The following is a 19,102-nucleotide window of genomic DNA, read 5'->3' as shown; positions in this document are numbered from 1 at the left end:
CTCAGTGTCTGGTAAAAATAACGCAGTGATTACCAGATAAATTATTTATCTGAAGAAATCAATGCTTCTACTGCACAAATAGCTCTAAAATCCTGACTTTTACAACCTCATTCTAAGATTTTTAGAGTATATAGTGACTTAAATCTTTGTCTTTAACAAGATCATCCAGCTGTTTGTTCACGTATTCTTTGTCAATTGTAATATCTCCGGAAGAAATATCATCCGGAACAGCAAACAGCAGCTCATCCAATAAGGATGATAGTATAGTGTGCAACCGGCGGGCTCCGATATTCTCCACACGCTCATTGACCTGAGCCGCTATGGAAGCTATTTCACGTATGGCTTCTTCTGTAAAATCTATCTTAACGCCTTCGGCCTCAAGCATTGCCTGGTACTGTTTTGTAAGAGCATTCTTTGGTTGCGTAAGGATGTCAAAGAAATCATCTTCAGTCAGAGAATTCAGTTCCACCCGGATTGGGAAACGGCCCTGGAGTTCCGGGATCAGATCGGATGGTTTGGATACATGAAAAGCTCCTGATCCGATAAACAATATGTGATCGGTCTTAACCATCCCATGTTTGGTGGAAACATTACTACCTTCAACAATAGGGAGTAAGTCGCGCTGTACACCCTGACGGCTAACATCAGGGCCTCCGCCTTTTCCGTCACCGGAGGAGGTAGCTACTTTATCCAGTTCATCGATGAAAACAATGCCCTGTGTTTGAACGCGTTCGAGAGCTTCCTGAACTGCTGCGTCGTGATCTACCAGCTTCTCGGCCTCTTCGTCCAGCAAGATCTTTCGAGCTTCCTCAATAGTGACATTTCGTTTAGATTTTTTATCACCGGAAAGATTGCCCAGCATATCCTGCAGGTTGATACCCATTTCGTCCATTCCACCCTGGGGGCCAAAAATCTGCATCATGGGTGCCTTACTTGATTTCTTTACCTCAATCTCAATTTTTCGGTCATCCAGCTCCCCATCTCTCAGCTTCTGCCGGAATTTTTCCCTCGTGCGCTGGTTCAGTTCCTGATCACTTGCGCGATCCGGGTCAAAATCACTGTCTCCATCGTTTTTGAAACCTGTTGAAGAGTCGGAAGACTTTTTAACAGGTGGGATCAATATATCCAGTATGCGTTCTTCTACAATTTCTTTTGCTTTCTCCTGAACCCGCTCCTGCATTTCGCTTTTCACCATGTTCACGGCAATATCAGCCAAATCACGAATCATGGACTCAACATCACGACCGACATAACCGACTTCAGTAAACTTTGATGCTTCAATTTTCAGAAAAGGAGCCTCCGCTAGTTTAGCGAGACGGCGTGCAATTTCCGTTTTACCAACGCCGGTCGGACCGATTAGCAATATGTTATTGGGCAGTATTTCATCCCGGATCTCTTCATCGGAGTTCATCCGACGCCAGCGATTCCTCAGGGCAATAGCGACAGAACGTTTGGCATCATCCTGTCCCACAATGTACTTCTGCAGCTCTGCTACTACCTGCTGTGGGGTTAGATTTTTCGGTTTTACGAGTTGTTGTTGCATGATACTACTCTTCAATTTCAATAATGCTCAAATTATGATTGGTATAGATGCAAATATCCGCAGCTATGTTCAGCGACTTTTCAATAATTTCACGCGCCGTTAATTCGGGAGCATTCTCTTTCAATGCTCTGGCCGCCGCAAGGGCATAAGACCCTCCGCTGCCGATTGCCAGAATTTGATCGTCAGGCTCAATAACATCACCGTTACCGGATATCAGCAGGGCTTGATCCTTACTCATGACGACAAGGAGGGCCTCCAATTTTCGTAGAAATTTATCGTTTCTCCACTCTTTAGCCATCTCAACGGCAGCACGCTGCAGGTTGCCGTTATATTGCTTTAGCTTTTCTTCGTATTTCTCGAACAGGGTAAAAGCATCGGCAGTGGAACCGGCAAAGCCGGCAGCGATTCTACCTTCATAGAGCTTGCGGACTTTGTTGACCGTAGCTTTCATTACGGTTTTATCCATGGTGGCTTGACCGTCACCGCCAATGGCAGCCTCGCCATTGTGGATGATTCCTAATACTGTTGTTGCCTTGAGTTGGGGTATGCTCATAGTGGTTACTTAAAACTTAGAAAACTTCAATATATTGTTCCGGATCGATCAGGATCGCGACTTATAATATTTGTTGGAATCAGAAGAGCTGGGTCGGGGCTTCCGGGTATCTTTTTCGGAATCTCCATTCTTGTAATATTTGCTCTTGGAGTCCTTTTTGCGATAGTAGTCGAGATTTTCCTTACCGGAACCCATCTCCTGGAATTCCTGCTCAGATTGGCTGAGCAATTCATCGATATCTCCATCCTGCATCACCACGTCCGTGATTTCAATGTCTGAACCGGCAAGAGTGATTTTGTAGTCATTAAGAGAGACGGTTTCATCAGGTACGAATGTAATCTTAACCCTATAGCGCAGCATCCACTTCCATTTGATGCTGAGAAATCCTTTTTCAAGGTGAGACTTTAGATAAGGGTTGATGTAAATATCTATTGCCCGGTAATCGGTATTGTGCTTGAACTTACTTAACCAGGCATCGAGATCGGCTATTATGGTATTGCGTGTAACGACATTACCGGATCCTCCGCAGGTCGGACATACTTTAGAAACAGAGTTAACCACGCTAGGACGAATGCGTTGACGGGTAATCTGAACGAGTCCGAAATCGCTCATGCCGATAACGTTTGTTTTGGCGGGATCTTTCTTAAACTCTTTCTTGATCTCGTCATAGATCTTTTTACGGTTGCGATCATCCCGCTGGTCAATGAAGTCTACACAAATAATGCCGCCGATATCCCGCAGACGGAGTTGCTTGGCGATTTCCCTTGCAGCTTCTAGATTCGTTTTAAGTGAATTGTCTTCCTGTTTTTGCTTAGCCGCATAGGGACCTGAGTTAACATCCACCACATACATGGCTTCTGTCTGTTCAAAGATCAAATAACCTCCGGATGGCATACGAACTCTCGGACTGAAAATGGAATCTACATCCTTGGCAATATTCATGTAGTCAAAGATGTGCTCTCGTCCTTTGTAGAGCTCTACGTTAGGAATCATTTGGGGAGCAATCTGACTGACATAATTCTTCAGTTTCTTGTACGTCGCCTGATCGTCGATAAGCACACGATCGTAATGTTTGGCGAATAAGTCCCGCACAAGGCTTTCAGTCATATCCAGATCATTGTATAACAAAGCCGGTGGTTTAGCCGTCTCGAGGCGTTCTAGAATGCGCTCCCACTTCTTAAGTACATTGCGCATGTCGTCTTCCAGGGCTTTCTTATCCTGCTCCTGGGCAACAGTTCTGATGATCACACCGAATCCTTCCGGAAGCATGGAACCGACAACGCTTTTCAACCTGCGGCGTTCTTTATAGTTGCTGATTTTACGAGAAACAGCAATGTATTCGCCCATTGGAATGAGTACAAGAAAGCGTCCGGCAATTGTAATATCTGTGGAAACGCGGGGACCTTTGGATCCAATGGGTTCTTTTACAATCTGCACAAGCAACCTTTGATCGGTACGTAGTATTTTCCCCGCCCAATTCTGCTTTTCGTAGTTCGATATCTTATCGAAGTTCGTTTTCTTTAGCTCATCTCTGACATTCTTATATATGGCATCCGGTCCGTTCAACATCTGAACATAATCCTTGAGATGATCGCCCGCATCAGAGAAGTGCAGAAATGCGTCTTTGGGGGTACCCATGTCAATGAAAGCGGCGCGTATGCCACTCATCACCTTGTGAACTCTTGCTAAATAAATGTTGCCAACGGTACGCTGGTTTTCTTCAGACTCTATGAAGAGCTGTGCCAGCTCCCCATTTTCCAGGAGGGCAATTCGATTTTGTTTGCCCGAAGCGTGTATGATAATTTGGTTTTTCATGTAAAATCTTTCTTTTCATACAGTAGCTGTCTCCGGGACTACAAATCCTTCTTGTTAAATCAATAGGCATCATAGCAGTGTAAAACTTATGTACATAGTTATTTGCATGCGGAGAATCAGCAACCGCGAAATTAATATTCTTATTAATCGTAAAATTCGATGATGTTTTTGCAAAATATTCAGAAGAAAGGAGATGCAGCAAAGCAGTGGGGCGAACAGTATGGGAGCTTTCAAGCCGGAAAAAGGTGGCTATAAATTCCAAAAGCCGCACCGAAAAAGCCTTCAAAAACCTAAATAGTACGAGTAATTTCAATTTGTGCTGCAACAAAAACCTGTGATTTTATAGAATTTCTGAATATCGAATCAATATCATCCTATAATATACAAGTACTAAGCTATTAATGTAAATCCCAAAAAATTAGTTCGTTGTATTTAAAGAGTTATTTAGTTTTTTTAACGAACTTTTACGCGTCCTGATCTACCCTTTTTATCGATGCACCAACTTGGGATAATTTGTCTTCAAGATCCTCATAGCCTCTGTCTAGGTGGTAGATTCGAAGAACATCCGTTGCCCCCTTGGCTACCATGGCAGCCAAAACAAGACTCACACTAGCCCTTAAATCTGTACTCATCACAGAGGCACTTTTCAGAGGTGTTTTCCCGGAGATGTGTACAGTATTCTCTACAACATTCATATTAGCACCTAACCTTACTAATTCCGGCACATAGCTGAAACGGTCATAGTAGATGGTATCGGTCACTTTTGAATCTCCATCGGCCTGGGTCATCATTGTTGACCATTGTGCTTGCAGATCAGTTGGGAAGCCCGGGTAAATCTTTGTCTTTACCGATATGGGTTTAAGCTTTTCAGGTGCTTTCACATGAATGGTACTGCCGTTAATCTCCACTTTTGCCCCTGTCTTTCTAAGTGTATCAGGAAAGGCACCTAATTCTGAGGGGTCGGCACCCTGCAGTGTAACTTCCGATTCAGGATGCATTGCTCCGGCAATCATAAAAGTACCGGTTTCAATTCGGTCGGGAGCATTATCTATCTCAATGCCTGATAGTGAATCGACTCTTCTAACTGTCAAAGTATCGGTACCGATTCCTTCAATATCTGCGCCCATTTTACGCAGCGCTTCACACAGTAATACCACATCAGGTTCTTTCGCAGCATTTTTAATGGTAAATTCAGACGCCTTTAATACAGAACCAAGTAAGAGGTTAATAGTAGCTCCCACACTGCTTGGATTGAGCTCATATACACCGCCATTGAGAACATCTTCAGAATCGGCAATTACGTAGCCCTGTTCCAAATCTATTTGGGCTCCCATAGTCTTCATTCCTTCAATATGAAGGTCCACCGGACGAGGTCCCCATGCGCAACCACCTGGTAACGACACTTTAGCTTCTCCAAATTTTCCCATCAGGGCCCCTAGCATATAAAACGAAGCTCTCATCTTGCGAACAAGCTCATAAGGTGCCTCCAGAAAAGAGATATTTTCGGGATCTATGGTAAGGGTACCATCCTCTTCATTAAAATCTACCCTTGCACCTGTTACCCGCAACACATTGTTGAAGGTATAGATGTCTCTGAGCTTGGGTACATTGTAGATAGTTGTGGGTGAATCGCCTAGAAGTGCTGCAGCCATCAGGGGGAGTGCAGCATTTTTTGATCCGCTGATGGGTATCGTGCCTTGAAGGGGGGTAGGTCCTTCGATTACAAATTTATCCACTTGCCTCTATTTCTAAAATTAATGCATTTTTTTCTACAGAATCGTTTTTAGCCACTGCAATAGTTTTTACAATGCCGTCGATGGGTGCTTTGAGTTCATTTTCCATTTTCATTGCCTCTAAAATGGCTACGGGATCACCAAGGCTTACTTCGTCGCCTTCCTTGACAATCATCTCCAGAATTTTTCCGGGCATGGGGGCATTGAGCTCACCTTCACCTATCTCTGAAGCTGTTTTGAAGCCGAGTTTATCAAGAAGAAGATCCTGCTCATCACGAACATCGACTTTGGTCCAGGCACCGTTTATAGTGAACTGAACAGTATGTTTGTCATATGATACATTATCTATTTTGAAGACTTTTGTTCCCGATCTCAGCAGGTATCGCCCGTTTTCCTGTCGATGAAAAGTAAAGCTTCTGGTTTCACCGTTAAGTGTGAACTCACCTTCATCACTGTTTAAGTCAATTTCCTTGGAGTCACTGCCAACAGTAGTTTCAAATTTCATGATCGAATATTTTTGATTGCTGATAAACCGCGTTTTGTGGCACGAAAGGTGAAGTTCTGCAAATTATCGGAATCGTAAAATTTGGTCAGTGCAATTTTAGATCCTTCAACCTCGTAAGCTTCAACAAAACCGAAATTAAGAAGGTTTATTAAATCATCTCTCAATTCGCCGTAGAGCAGACCTGTCTCTTCCATTATTACCTGGAAGGTTTCCGGAAAAATTAAACGTTCTAAGACCCGGCGCTCGGATTTGGTAATTTTGTGTTTAATCATACATCTTAAATTGATTCTGAAAATAGGAGGGATGATTGTCTATTACAACCTTACCTTCTCACTTCAACATCTCCATAGGTTAAGACATTTTCATTCTGATCGGTTATGACAATGCGATAGATTGTTGCCAGTCCGACACCGGTGGAGCCCGCAAACAAGGAGGGTGAAATTCTCAATGTTTCAATAGTACTCAACTCTCTTGTAATTTCATCTATTTGCTGAATGTTGACATTGGGATCGCTGAAAGCAAAAACTCTGAGGCCGCGGATACGACTTTCAAAACCGAAGTCGAGCTCAATGAAGATGAAATCGTCAATTAGAACCGGATTGGGATAGGCCGGTTTTCCGACTTCAATCAGACCCCGGTAATCGGGACCGATACGCCAGTCATCAGGGTCGTTAACGCCACCATCTACAAGTTCACCGTTGGTAGTGGTTTCTGTTATATTCTGAGGTGTTCTGAATGCTTGGTTTTCAAACTCTTTTTGAGCATCGCTTTGAGAGCAGGCAATACAAAGAAAGCTTATCAGTAAAAGCTTGGGAATATTTGTAAGTTTGGAGTAATTCATGAACGATAAGGATCAAAAATAGTTTCAGCACGTGTTACGATGCACTAAATGATAAGGAACTTTATTCTTTTATATTACAACGAATTTAAAATGGCAAGACCTATATAATTGAAGATACCTCGATACAGGATTACAAGCCTTAAACTCCTTCTCTTTCTTTTTATACCCTTGGTATTGCAGGCACAGGACTCACTGCTAACCTTTGAGCATGCAGATCGTGCTCCCACAGAGAGTGAACTGCTTAAGTGGCATGAAGTATTTACCTATGAAGTGAGGTATAGTTTATTCAAACTTGGCGAGGTAAAGGTGGAAATGATGGGCGATACCCTCTATGATGGACACAATGCTCAGTATTTGCGTACCATTATAACCTCTAGTCCGGGTATTCCTTTCGTTGGTAGAGAAGAGAATCATTACAATACTATCTTCACTCAAACCGACTCGCTCCCCCATACTTTAGTCTACTGGACCGACAATGTTGATGATGAGGAGTATGATGATACCCGGTATATTTATGATTACGATGCCGGTAATGTGTATATGAGAGAGCAGGAAACGATAGATACTTTGGCGATAGAGGAACCGGCCAGTTCGGGACAACTGATATTTCACCTGGGACGACTCTTTGCAGGAACTGAAAATGATTTTACTATTCCCATTTATCTGAATCTTGAAAAAGGCTTTATATCGGTTAATAATACAGTCAGGAAAGAAATGAGAAATTATAAAGCCTTCAATGAACCGGTTGAAACCTACTATGGGGAAGGGGAATCTACCATTGACGGACCATTTGGATTCAGGGGCGATTTCAAATCGTGGTATCTTGCCGATGATCTTAGAGTACCCCTTGAGGCGCATGTAAAGGTTTGGCTGGGCAATGTCCGTATCAAAATAATTGACTACAAAAAAGAGCTTAGAAAATGAAAAAAGTATTGTTTAAAAAGCTTTCCCATGGGGAGGATCTCCCGTTACCGTCCTATGAAAGCAGTCACGCAGCAGGAATGGATGTGCGGGCTGCACTAAATGAACCCTTTGAATTGAAACCCGGTCAACGGGCCTTAATCCCCACGGGATTTCAGATGGCACTACCGGAAGGATACGAAGCTCAGATCCGACCGCGTAGCGGACTTGCCTACAAAAATGGAATCACTATGCTCAACACGCCTGGGACCATCGATGCCGACTACAGGGGAGAGGTAAAAGTTCTGGCTATCAATCATGGTAAGGAGACGTTTAAGGTGAATCACGGCGACCGTATTGCCCAAATGGTTATTGCTCCCGTGCAGCAGATGTTTGCGGAAGAGGTTCAGGAATTGCCGGATTCGGATCGGGGAACAGGTGGTTTCGGTAGCACGGGAATTGAGTAGTACCACCATTTTGCGATAATAAATTTTTGCCGCTAATCAGCACAGATAGAATCGTATGTGTTACCAAATTTAATCTGTTATGATACTTATTCTAATATCTGTGCCTGTCTGTGGCAATTAAATACCTATGCTCGAGAAATTACGACCATATATAAACCTTCTAAAAAACAACCATAACTATCGGCGGTTATGGCTTAGTCAGGTTGTATCTAATTTTGGTGACTGGTTCGGTATTCTCGCTGTCTATGCCCTGATTACAAAGTATTCTGATTCAGAATTTCTGCTTGGGCTTATCATAGTGGTAAAGATGATGAGCCTGGCTTCATTTTCTCCTTTTGCCGGATATATCACAGACCGATTTAACAGGAGACACTTGATGATGTTCTGTGATATTCTCAGGGGGATGATCGTTCTAGGCCTGTTGTTGGTAGTCTCCTATCAAACGCTTTGGCTTGCCTATGTTTTGACCGCATTACAGATGATGTTATCAGCAATATTTGAGCCTGCTAAAACCTCATCTATTCCGAATGTAACTACCGAACAGGAGCTGGTAGATGCTAATGTGCTATCTGCCGCCAGCTGGAGTATCATATTTACAATGGGTATGGGTATCGGGGGATTGGCAACCGAGTGGTTGGGAACAGACTTGGTGTTTATTCTTGATGCCATCAGCTATGGGGTCTCGACCTGGTTCATCTACAGAGCGGTGATTCCACAGAAAGAGATGGATCCGGAAGAACTTGAGCGCACCAAGAATCCATTAACAGGCATCAGGGAGGGGTTTCAATATCTTTTTAATCAGCCCCACATCTTACGTCCAACATTAGCCAAAGGGTGCTTTACCATGTTTCTGGGTGCCTTGACCTATATGCTTATTCTTGTTTCTGAGGACGTATTAATGATGGGCAGCATAGGACTTGGCTTGCTTTATTCAGCGCGGGGCATAGGTACCGGAGTGGGACCGGTAATTGGCAGGAGAATATTTGAAAATGAGAGCAGCTGGATTTGGGGGATGGGATTGTGCATGATATTTGCCGGAGTGAACTACGCGCTGGTCGGTTTGTCGAGCAGTCTGGGGCTCATGCTCTTTTTTGTATTTGTAGCTCATGCGGCATCCGGCGCAAATTGGGTTATGAGTACGGTGTTATTACAGCGACGAACACCCGACACTTTTCGTGGTAGGATATTCAGTACTGAGTGGCTGTTGTTTACACTGGCACAGTCGGCTTCGGTGATTATTGCTTCGACCCTGCTTGAACAGAAGCTCTTCACTATACAAGAGCTGATTATTTTCTTTGCCATCATGCTCGCTATCACCGGGGTCATCTGGAATTTCACGGTGACGCAAAAGGAGAGGGTGTATCAAAGAGAATTGGCCGCAGACGGCGGTTAGGGAGCCGAAAGATTGATTTAAGGTGGGGTTAAAATATTTACTGTAAGAATAGAATAATTTATCTATAACGAACCCTCCAAGGGTTATTCAACCCTTGGAGGGTTCGTTGGAACCTAGAACCTGCCAATTAATTTACTACTCTTCGTAATCGGGAATATTGAAATTGACATTATCACGGTAATCACCCAGTAAGTGTTCGGCAAAATAGTACCACATCATGCGCTCGAAATAGGGGGTGTACTCTCCAAAACCGTGGCGCTGCCCGGGCAACATCATTAAATCAAAACGTTTTCCTTCTTTTATCAAGGCATCGGCCATGCGGATAGTATTTCCCGGATGTACATTATCATCGACTGTTCCATGTACCAGGAGAAGGTGTCCCTGCAAATTTCCGGCCAGTTCAGTATTGGGCTCAACACGTGCTTGCCATTCTGATTTAACTGAGTCGGTACCGGTGCTGTCGGTTCTAACTTTCTCAGTAACTTTTTTAACGCCGTTGTGCACCTCGCTCCACCAAAGGTTGTACATGTTGTTGTCATGATTTCCGGCCGATGATACTGCGACATCATAAAAATCAGGATAGGTAAGTAGAGCCGCAGTACTCATAAACCCACCCCCGGAATGCCCGAAAATACCTACACGATCTATATCAATAAAAGAGTGGCGGGATGCCAGCTGTTCAATACCGTATTTATTGTCGGCAAGGGGGTAGTCACGCAGATCTCCGTATCCATAGTTATGGTAGTATTTTGAACGCAAAGGACTGCCACCTCGCTGTCCCATAGCGATTACCATGAATCCCAGTTGAGCCAGGGTGGCAGGACGAGCCCTTGATCCCCGAATAGTAAATCCAACAGGGAAAGGCTCTGTCTGAGGCCCCGGGTATACGTAACTGATGATTGGATATGACTTCGTCGAGTCAAAATCAAAAGGTTTCCACATTACGCCGTAGAGATCGGTTGCATCATCGGCAGCCTTGACCTTAAATGCTTCAGGTGCTTTCCAACCGGCTTCTTCCATTCGGCTGATATCTGCCTTTTCCAGCTGTTGGACGACACGCCCTTCCCCGTCACGCAAAACGGATACGGTTGGCATATCAACCCTGGAATAATTGTCCAGAAAAAAGTTTCCCTCTTCTGAAGCACTAATATCATGATGCGCATTTTCCGGAGTCAGCCTTTTCATATCGCTGCCGTCCAGGTTAACCTTATAGAGCTGGGCGTAATAAGGACTTACTCCATCTTCTTTACCGTAGGCCTCGAAGTAGAGAGTGCGTTCGGTAGTATCAATTTTGACAATATCACCGGCTGTATAAAAACCGTCAGTTATTCGATTTTTCAGGTTTCCGTTTTGATCATAGAGGTATAGTTGTCCCCACCCCGTACGCTCCGAAAACCAGACAAATTCCGAGTCATCATTAAGTACAGCGAGTTGGGCAAAACGGGTGTTGAAATAGGGTTTGCTCTCTTCAGAAAACAGGATCCGAACATCACCCGTTTCAGTATTGGCCTGAAGGACATCTATCTTATTCCATTGTCGATTTCTTCGCAATATGTAGAGGTAATCGGAATCGAGTCCCGTATAGAATCCACCATCGTTGAAATAGGCTCCACCGAGTGATTCATCTTCCCACTCTTCCTTATCAGTATCCAACTTGATTCCTTCTTTGCTGTCAGCATCGAATACCCAAACTTCGTCCTGCGGTATGTTTTCATCTCCGGGCATCGGATATTTATAGGTCTGCAATTCAGGCCGCTCCTTCAGTGAATTGATTACCCATAACTCTTCGACATCCCGGACATCTGCTCGGCGTGCGTATAGTTTCTCAGAATCTTCAAACCATCTTGCATTTGAGCGCAATCGCTTGTTACTCGTTGTATCTTCTTCATCTGCCTGGAAACTGTACCATCGCTGCCCGTCTTCGGTAAGCTGATATTCTGCGCTGTCGGGATCATCTGCTTTCATTAGGTAGAGATTATGATTTTTAGCAAATGCTATCCAGGTACTGTCAGGTGAGTATGTTTTCCATCGATTGCTTGGTTCTTCACTTAGTGAGTCACCTTTGATTAAACTATTATTGTCAATCCTATATGTGAATTGGATACTATCAACATTAAATTCAAAGAATCCTTCACCGGTATTGTATTCAAAATCTTTAAGCGGTAGATCTTTGCTGTTGAAAGGCTTGTTAAAAATTTCGGCCAGTTTGGATGCCATTACTTCCTGGTCGAATAGTTTTGATTTTGTCTCACGGTTTGCATCAACGAAATACCAGTGTTTGCCTTCTGAATTTTCATAGGTGTACCAAAACCTGTCCTGATTTTCAATCCACTCCGGATCTACTTCTGTACTTCCTACCATTTTCTCCATCATTTGGGTGGTAAAGCGTTCAGCTTGTTCAAAGTCGGCTTTCTGAGCAAGTGTGAAATTTGCAAAAAGTGTAAATGCAAGAACGGTGAATAGTAGCGATTTAAGGAAGGATCTCGATACGCACATAGTATTTGTTGATTTGTTAAAGCCTAAAGCCAAAAATTTTTCTATACTTACAAAATTAACCGCTGAGTTACTAAATACGGCAGGTTAAAAAATTTAAAACTACCCGGCTTAATTCACTTTCTTTGAGATTTAAAAGGCACTATGGATATAAAGCAGGCATTTTTTCAGATAAGAATACTACATGCGGCCCTATTTGTTGGGGTTATACTCTTTGCGGGAATAAGTTTTGCATTTCACAACTTCATGAGTATAGGGGATTCATTGGTTACGCTTCCTGATAATGCCTTTTATCTTGTTCTCCTTTTGGCCGGTTTACTACTATGGTTATCCTATTTCACTTATAGAAATCGCATTTCAAAGATAGTCAAAGGCTCATCTCTAAAAGAGAGAATAGATGCTTTTAGGTCTGCTGCTATTCTTAGAGTTGCACTAGTTGAAGCTGCTTCACTGGTAGTGATTATGGCCTATTTACTCTCAGGAGATAGGATGTATCTTATCGTAGCCATCGCACCGCTATTTTTCTTTATAAGCACTTTTCCAAAGGAAGATAAAATGATTGAGACTTTAGAACTTTCCTATTCTGAAGTACAACAGCTAAATGAATAGAAGAGGCTATGGGTAAGTTATTCAAAATGTTTGCGCTCATTCTCGTAGTCATCCTCAGAAATCAAACCCTGTTGCCATAATCCGGTAAGATATTCCATTTTATCCATACTCCCCGGGCTATATTTCGGTTCCTTCGGCTTGTTTTTTTCTTCCTCTTGCTGCTTTCGGATTTCTGCAGATATCGCTTTTTCCAGTAGATCTTTTAGTTCCCGTGGATTTTCAATACCTGTGATATTGAGCTCAGAGGCAGATGTGTGCAATATGAGGTTGCCTATACCGAGTTTTCGCTTCCACCATCCTTCTTCAAGCTCAATATTCTCAATATTGACTAGGTCTACATTTCGTTGATATTTGGAGTCGATTGAAGATATCTGTGTATCAGTTATGATATATCTTGTGCTCTTGTGCCTTTTTCTAACAAAGTATAACCCAATCAATCCGATGCCGGCAAGGGGAACCGCAAGTATGCTGAGCAGGTAGCCGGAAAGATAATGTTTCCAGCTTGGGGTTAGTGTGTAAGATTTTTTTTCAGACGACTTTGTCATGGTACAATATTCAGTTGTTCACAATAACTTCAAATAACAGTGATAACATAGGCAAAATTCGCTAAAATGCTAGAATATCAGCTAAGTTTTCCCGTACACATTTCGTATATTATCCGGCCTGAAAATGAACGTATCTAGATTATGAATTTAAAACCTTGGAAGTATGCGGTAGCTGTATGGATGACTTTGGTCATCGTAGGCGGTTTCTTGATACCCATACCGGATATTCCCATTCTGGAACAATCGGCCCGAAATCTATTTTTGCATGTACCCATGTGGTTTACCATGGCGGTCTGCTTTGGAGCCGGATTGATCTACAGTATTAAATATCTAAATAATCCAGACCCCATAACTGATCATAAGGCCGAAACGGCGACTCAGGTAGGATTGATGTTCGGTATTTGCGGGCTGCTAACCGGTGCTGTTTGGGCCAGGTTTACCTGGGGCACTTGGTGGACATTTGCCGAGCCGAGAATGAATCTTTCAGCATTGGGAATGATGATTTATGTGGCTTATTTTGTCTTAAGAACTGCTTTTGACAATCCTGAAAAAAGAGCCAAAATAGCAGCTGTTTTTAATGTGTTCGCAGCTACAACCATACCGTTTTTACTGTATATTATACCTCGCCAGCTTCCGAGTTTGCATCCCGGGGCGGAAGGAAATCCTGCATTCAGTGAGATAACGGCACCGGAACTTCGATACATATTTTATCCTGCGGTAGTTGGATTTATAGGATTGGCAATTTGGATCAGTAATATTCTCAACCGCTATAAAAAAGTTAAACTTGAGCTAGAGTAACAGAAAGCATGAATATTTTTCTTTTTCTTATACAAGAAGATTCGGTGGCAGCCGTTGATACACTTACCAAAAGCTACTCCCAGAAGTGGGAAGCTGCCAACGGACTTGCTGAATCAAGTGCTTTTATTCAGGCGGCAGCTTCATATGATCTTATTTTTATTGTACTAGCGGTGAGTCTGATCATCTGGTTAGTGCTACTATTTTTTATCATAAGGGTAGATAAAAAAGTGAGTCGGTTGGAACAACAAATTGAAGAAACTAAAAACTCCTAACACCTATGAAACCCAAGCTTATATTCGGAATTGTCGCCATCATCGGCTTTACCTCTTTACTGATGTATAACTTTGGCAACAGCATCAGCACCTATGTTGATTTTGAACAAGCTCAAGGTATGGAGGGCGCACATGTTGTGGGAACCTGGGATAATTCACAGGATTACGGATTCTCCATGGAATCAAAGAATTTTAGTTTCTACATGAAAGATAAGTCCGGTAATACCAGAAGAGTAATTTATCCAAAACCGAAGCCGAATAATTTTGAACAGGCTGATCAGCTGGTAGTAATCGGTGAGATGCAGAACGGTGTGTTTTATGCCAACGATATGTTGATGAAATGTCCTTCAAAATACAATAACGCTGATCCATCCGGGTTTACCAGAGCAAATTCAGAACAAAGCTGACAACGAAACAAGACTGGCTACCAGATCTGAGGACATATTGCTCAATGACCTCTATGCTTAAGTGATGATTTATCTAAGTGATCACGACTAATTCAGATATTCATTTGGATTATGCTATTACAACCCTCAATAATCCATTAATGGATATAGTTTTTTTAGGTATAGTTCGTTTAATTTGGCAGCATTTGACCCCGGTAGTTATCAGTAAACTATCTTTGGACACTCAGTCAAAGAATAGGATTCAAAAGACTTAGGAACTAAATAATCGTGCAGAGTTAATGATAGGAATAGCAGGAAAATTACTGGTAAATGCGGCATTCTTGAGTAGCCTGATTGCGCTTGTAGGTTATTATATCTACTCCAAAAACGACGACAACCGCTATTTTAGATGGTCAAACTGGATATTCGGGCTACAGGGTTTATTCCTGCTGGCAGCTTCCGTACTGCTAATCAATCTTATTCTGAATCACGAGTTTGGGTATTACTACGTCTATAATTATACCAGTTCCGATTTACAGTTAAAATATCTCATATCCGCATTTTGGGGTGGCCAGGAAGGCAGCTTCATGCTTTGGATATTACTCTCGACCGTTTTTGGGCTCGGTCTAATGAAGTGGACTAGGAAACCCTACAGGGGACCGGTTCTGTTTTTTCTAACCATGACGCAGGTGTTTCTGCTGTCTATGATTTCAGGAATCTCTATTGGGGATTTCACCCTGGGGGCCTCACCGTTTCGAACAATCGCCGAAGCCATGCCTAATGCACCTTTCTTGCAGGCTAATCCAGATTTCGTACCGGCTGAAGGCAAGGGTTTGAACGATCTCTTGAAGAGTCCCTGGATGATGATTCATCCACCGATATTGTTCCTAGGTTTTGCCATGATGACCATTCCTTATTGTTTTGCAATGGCCGCCTTATGGAAGAAAAAGTATAACGAATGGATTCATCCTGCTCTGCCGTGGACCCTGGCGGCAAATGTTGCTTTACTAACTGCAATATTTCTTGGTGGGTATTGGGCTTACGTAACGCTCTCCTTCGGAGGCTATTGGGCTTGGGACCCGGTAGAAAATGCATCTTTTGTACCATGGCTGTTAGGTACTGCCGGCATTCACACCATGATTATTCAGAGGAAAAGCTCTACATCTCAAAAAGCATCCATTGTATTTGCCATATTGGCCTATGTGGCAATTGTTTACGAGACGTTTCTAACCCGTTCCGGTATTCTAGCGGATGCTTCAGTACATAGCTTTGTTGATCTAGGATTATACGGACAGCTAGTCGTTTTCATGGTTGTAGTAACCGGTGTGGGACTAGGTCTGCTCGCGTACCGTTATAAAGATTTACCCCAGCAAAAGAATGACTCCAAATTGCTGAGCAGGGAATTCATGACCTTTGCAGGAGCCATGGTACTATTTCTTATTGGATTGGTAATTGCGCTCGGTACCAGCTCTCCCATCATCGGGAAACTGTTTACCGAAAATCCCACTCCTCCGGAGGTCAGTTTTTATAACGAGTGGACGATGCCGCTCGCCATCATAGCAGCAATTATGACGGTAATCGGGCAGTACCTGTTCTGGAAAAAGCAGGATGCTGAAACATTATCCAGAGATCTAACCTGGCCTGTCGCAATTGCCTGTATTGCAACTCTGGCTAGTATCATGATTGCTGATGTACGAAATCTTTATTACATGGTATACTTGCTGGCCGGCTGGTTTGCTGTAATCGGTAACGGAGCTATCATGTTGCACCTGATACGGAAAAATTCCTTGTTGATTGGAGGTGCACTTAGTCATGTCGGTTTCGGAGTTCTTTTAATTGGAATTCTCGCTTCCTCAGCCTACAATGAAAACCTTCTGGACCAGTCTACTCTAAATTATAATGCTGCTGTTGAACGAGGTGAAGCTTTGGATGAACAGGGCTTTCCCGTAAAACAAAAGGTTAATTTTCTGGAGTTAAAATTAAACAAATCCAAGATAATCAATGGGGAATACCTGGTAACTTACGAAGGTTACACAATGTCAAATCAGGAACGTCCCGGGCAGCAAGAATATAAGATCAAGTTTCAGTCAGCCGAAGGAGGGAAGGAACTCTTTACACTGCATCCACAGGTATATCCAATGAATAGCGGCGGAAGCGGAGCTATTCAGTGGTCCGTTGATCCTGATGTTCGTTCCGGTTTATTCAGTGATATTTATCTTTATGTGGCAGGCAGCTCTTTCGTTGAACAAGTCAATGAGCGCAATGAAAAGGTGATGCAGGCAGCTTCTCAAAACGTAGATAGCACCGGTGTTGACAGCGTGGCAACCCAAAAAATTACTGTAGGCAGGGGTGAAACTATCAGCCTTGGCGGCTATGATATAAGTTTCCAGGACTATATTAGAGCAGAAACCAGTGAAATACAGCAGCTTCCTGACAGTACCATGATTGCTATCAGGGCACGGTTGAATATTTCCCAAAGGGCAACGGGTGAATCAACAAGTTTAAATCCTTTGTTTGCAATATATAATCAGGATGGAAAAAGCTGGGCATTTACCCCTCCGCAGCAGCTGACAAATGATATCAGTATCCAATTCACCCAGGTCAAACCCGAAAGCGGAGAAATTGAACTAACCGTTACGGGAATCGATGAAGAGTACGAGGATGAGTGGGTGTTATTGGTAGCTGAGGAGAAACCATTTATTTCGGTGGTGTGGGCAGGTACATTTTTATTGATGATTGGATTTAGCGTTTCCATTTTCCGACATTGGGATAGAGAACGAAAAAAGCCCAACTCATAACACCCTATTGCGACAATTACTCCCAATACTATTTTTTACAGTTGTATGTTGCCGTGCAGTTATTGCTCAGGATATTAATAGTGAGTCAGGAGAGGTCAATCCAAGAACCGCCTTTGTAAAATCTCTGATTGTGCCGGGATGGGGCCACTACTACGTTGACCGGAGCGATTGGAACAGGGGAAAATATCATTTGGGAGCTGATGCAGTACTTATCCTTTCCTTTTTTGGTTTTAATATTCACTCCAACAATTTGCAAGAAAATTGGTACAGCTATGCCAGAGATGAAGCCGGAATAGATATTGAAAATCGGAGCCGGGAGATTCAGCTTGCTGTTGGTGATTTTAACAACCTTCAGGATTACAATGATTACCAATTGAGAACACGAAATTGGGATCAGCTGTTGGAGGATAGACCGAAAAACAGGTGGAATTGGCAAAGTGATGCATATCGAAATGAATACAACGACATCCGAAACCGTTTTGAGAATATTGACCAACAGCTTCCGGCTTTAATCGGATTAATGGTAGTTAACAGAGTGGTCAGTGCCATCAGTGCTTATAATCGTGCAGGCAATGTAAATTCCCGTAATACCGATACGGCACTTTACTTTTCCAGACACCCTACAACAAGAGCCGGTATCATGGCTAATGTGAAGGTGCGCTTCTGATATGCCTCGATATAAATTGCTTATTGAATATGACGGTACACAGTACAGCGGGTGGCAAAGACAGCCGAATGCCAATACGGTCGAAGAAGAAATTGAACGCGCATTAAGCCAAATTTTGCGACAGCCTATTGATATCATCGGACAGGGCAGAACCGATGCCGGGGTTCATGCCGAAGGGCAAGTTGCTCATTTCGATTATTCTGAAAAGCTGGATAAACATCGCATACTTTTTGCTCTGTTGGGTGTTTTACCTTCAGATATTGCAGTCTGGGATATGGAAAAGGTGGATGATGACTTTCATGCCAGGTTCAGTGCCCTATCACGACAGTATCGTTTTCAGGTTATAACCCGTCCCAGTCCCTTATGGAACCGACACGCAGAGATGTTACTCGGAGATCTGGATTTCAATGCTATGAAAGAATGTGCAAAACAGGTAAAAGGCACGCACAATTTTGAGAGTTTTACCTATTCAAGTGAGGAGCAGCCAAGCACTGACTGCGAGGTAACCCTTTCACGATTTGAGTTTGATGACCCACTGATTGTTTATCGCATTCGAGCAAATAGGTTTGTCAGGCATATGGTGCGTCGTTTAATTGGAACCATGTTTCAGGTGGGGCAAGGCAAACTGACAGTGAATGATTTTTCAGATCTCTTGTATAAACCCAGCAAAAACAAAAGCGGACACGGGGCCTCAGCAAAAGGGTTGATTTTGGAAGAGGTAGTTTATTAGAAAAAGGTCAAAAAAATCTTGACTTGCGTACCTTCAAATCTTTATATTTGTGCT

At 43.0% G+C, this 19,102-nt stretch carries 19 protein-coding genes; 10 read left to right on the top strand and 9 right to left on the bottom strand.

Annotated features, from left to right (window positions below; translation table 11 throughout):
• Window positions 1–121 precede the first annotated feature (121 nt).
• The 7 genes from hslU to G3570_RS09860 all read right to left on the bottom strand — a co-directional run bounded on the left by hslU (window position 122) and on the right by G3570_RS09860 (window position 6,990).
• Entirely contained in the window at window positions 122–1,543 is a 1,422-nt protein-coding gene (gene hslU, locus G3570_RS09890) for an ATP-dependent protease ATPase subunit HslU (RefSeq protein ID WP_165141815.1), read from the bottom strand.
• A gap of 4 nt (window positions 1,544–1,547) precedes the next feature.
• Window positions 1,548–2,096, bottom strand: a complete 549-nt coding sequence (hslV, locus tag G3570_RS09885; protein WP_165141813.1) for an ATP-dependent protease subunit HslV — start codon at window positions 2,094–2,096, stop codon at window positions 1,548–1,550.
• Between the two features lie 48 nt (window positions 2,097–2,144).
• Window positions 2,145–3,911 carry an Rne/Rng family ribonuclease gene (locus G3570_RS09880; RefSeq protein WP_165141811.1) on the bottom strand — a complete coding sequence of 589 codons (1,767 nt, stop codon included), beginning with the start codon at window positions 3,909–3,911 and terminating at the stop codon, window positions 2,145–2,147.
• A gap of 464 nt (window positions 3,912–4,375) precedes the next feature.
• The gene (murA, locus tag G3570_RS09875) at window positions 4,376–5,647 is read right to left on the bottom strand and encodes a UDP-N-acetylglucosamine 1-carboxyvinyltransferase (protein WP_165141809.1); all 1,272 of its coding nucleotides are present in this window, start codon (window positions 5,645–5,647) and stop codon (window positions 4,376–4,378) included.
• Window positions 5,640–6,149: an acyl-CoA carboxylase biotin carboxyl carrier protein subunit gene (locus G3570_RS09870; protein WP_165141807.1), complete on the bottom strand. Its 510-nt coding sequence runs from the start codon at window positions 6,147–6,149 to the stop codon at window positions 5,640–5,642. The genes murA and G3570_RS09870 overlap by 8 nt, the downstream gene beginning before the upstream one ends.
• Entirely contained in the window at window positions 6,146–6,421 is a 276-nt protein-coding gene (locus G3570_RS09865) for a hypothetical protein (RefSeq protein ID WP_165141805.1), read from the bottom strand. Before G3570_RS09865 ends, G3570_RS09870 begins: the two co-directional genes overlap by 4 nt.
• A 50-nt stretch (window positions 6,422–6,471) precedes the next feature.
• On the bottom strand, window positions 6,472–6,990 hold the full coding sequence (locus G3570_RS09860) for a hypothetical protein (protein ID WP_165141803.1): 519 nt from the start codon (window positions 6,988–6,990) through the stop codon (window positions 6,472–6,474).
• 108 nt (window positions 6,991–7,098) lie between these two features.
• On the opposite strand from G3570_RS09860, the gene G3570_RS09855 reads away from it, so the two are divergent.
• The 3 genes from G3570_RS09855 (at window position 7,099) to G3570_RS09845 (ending at window position 9,750) form a co-directional block, all read left to right on the top strand.
• On the top strand, window positions 7,099–7,914 hold the full coding sequence (locus G3570_RS09855) for a DUF3108 domain-containing protein (RefSeq protein WP_165141801.1): 816 nt from the start codon (window positions 7,099–7,101) through the stop codon (window positions 7,912–7,914).
• On the top strand, window positions 7,911–8,357 hold the full coding sequence (dut, locus tag G3570_RS09850) for a dUTP diphosphatase (RefSeq protein WP_165141799.1): 447 nt from the start codon (window positions 7,911–7,913) through the stop codon (window positions 8,355–8,357). The genes G3570_RS09855 and dut overlap by 4 nt, the downstream gene beginning before the upstream one ends.
• Before the next feature lie 127 nt (window positions 8,358–8,484).
• Window positions 8,485–9,750: an MFS transporter gene (locus tag G3570_RS09845; RefSeq protein WP_165141797.1), complete on the top strand. Its 1,266-nt coding sequence runs from the start codon at window positions 8,485–8,487 to the stop codon at window positions 9,748–9,750.
• Window positions 9,751–9,885: 135 nt separating this feature from the next.
• On the opposite strand, the gene G3570_RS09840 is transcribed toward G3570_RS09845, so the two are convergent.
• Window positions 9,886–12,246: a S9 family peptidase gene (locus G3570_RS09840; RefSeq protein ID WP_165141795.1), complete on the bottom strand. Its 2,361-nt coding sequence runs from the start codon at window positions 12,244–12,246 to the stop codon at window positions 9,886–9,888.
• A 141-nt stretch (window positions 12,247–12,387) separates the two neighbouring features.
• Between G3570_RS09840 and G3570_RS09835 the strand changes: the two genes are divergently transcribed.
• A complete protein-coding gene (locus tag G3570_RS09835; protein ID WP_165141793.1) occupies window positions 12,388–12,852 on the top strand; it encodes a hypothetical protein in 465 nt (154 codons plus the stop codon).
• Window positions 12,853–12,869: 17 nt separating this feature from the next.
• On the opposite strand, the gene G3570_RS09830 is transcribed toward G3570_RS09835, so the two are convergent.
• Window positions 12,870–13,397, bottom strand: coding sequence for a PH domain-containing protein (locus tag G3570_RS09830; protein WP_165141791.1), 528 nt, complete (start codon window positions 13,395–13,397; stop codon window positions 12,870–12,872).
• A 141-nt stretch (window positions 13,398–13,538) separates the two neighbouring features.
• Here G3570_RS09830 and ccsA point away from each other — a divergent pair, with 141 nt between their 5' ends.
• The 6 genes from ccsA to truA all read left to right on the top strand — a co-directional run bounded on the left by ccsA (window position 13,539) and on the right by truA (window position 19,048).
• The gene (ccsA, locus tag G3570_RS09825; RefSeq protein ID WP_249066941.1) at window positions 13,539–14,195 is read left to right on the top strand and encodes a cytochrome c biogenesis protein CcsA; all 657 of its coding nucleotides are present in this window, start codon (window positions 13,539–13,541) and stop codon (window positions 14,193–14,195) included.
• 8 nt (window positions 14,196–14,203) lie between these two features.
• Window positions 14,204–14,467, top strand: a complete 264-nt coding sequence (locus G3570_RS09820; RefSeq protein WP_249066939.1) for a hypothetical protein — start codon at window positions 14,204–14,206, stop codon at window positions 14,465–14,467.
• Between the two features lie 5 nt (window positions 14,468–14,472).
• Entirely contained in the window at window positions 14,473–14,874 is a 402-nt protein-coding gene (locus tag G3570_RS09815; protein WP_165141789.1) for a cytochrome c maturation protein CcmE domain-containing protein, read from the top strand.
• Window positions 14,875–15,152: 278 nt separating this feature from the next.
• Window positions 15,153–17,651 (top strand): heme lyase CcmF/NrfE family subunit, encoded by a 2,499-nt coding sequence (locus G3570_RS09810; protein WP_165141787.1) that lies wholly within the window; start codon window positions 15,153–15,155, stop codon window positions 17,649–17,651.
• A gap of 7 nt (window positions 17,652–17,658) precedes the next feature.
• Window positions 17,659–18,318, top strand: coding sequence for a hypothetical protein (locus tag G3570_RS09805; RefSeq protein ID WP_165141785.1), 660 nt, complete (start codon window positions 17,659–17,661; stop codon window positions 18,316–18,318).
• Between the two features lies 1 nt (window position 18,319).
• Window positions 18,320–19,048: a tRNA pseudouridine(38-40) synthase TruA gene (gene truA / locus G3570_RS09800; RefSeq protein WP_165141783.1), complete on the top strand. Its 729-nt coding sequence runs from the start codon at window positions 18,320–18,322 to the stop codon at window positions 19,046–19,048.
• Window positions 19,049–19,102 lie beyond the last annotated feature (54 nt).

This window comes from Halalkalibaculum roseum, assembly GCF_011059145.1.
GTDB lineage: Bacteria > Bacteroidota > Rhodothermia > Balneolales > Balneolaceae > Halalkalibaculum > Halalkalibaculum roseum.
This window is presented reverse-complemented; position numbering and strand designations above follow the sequence as displayed.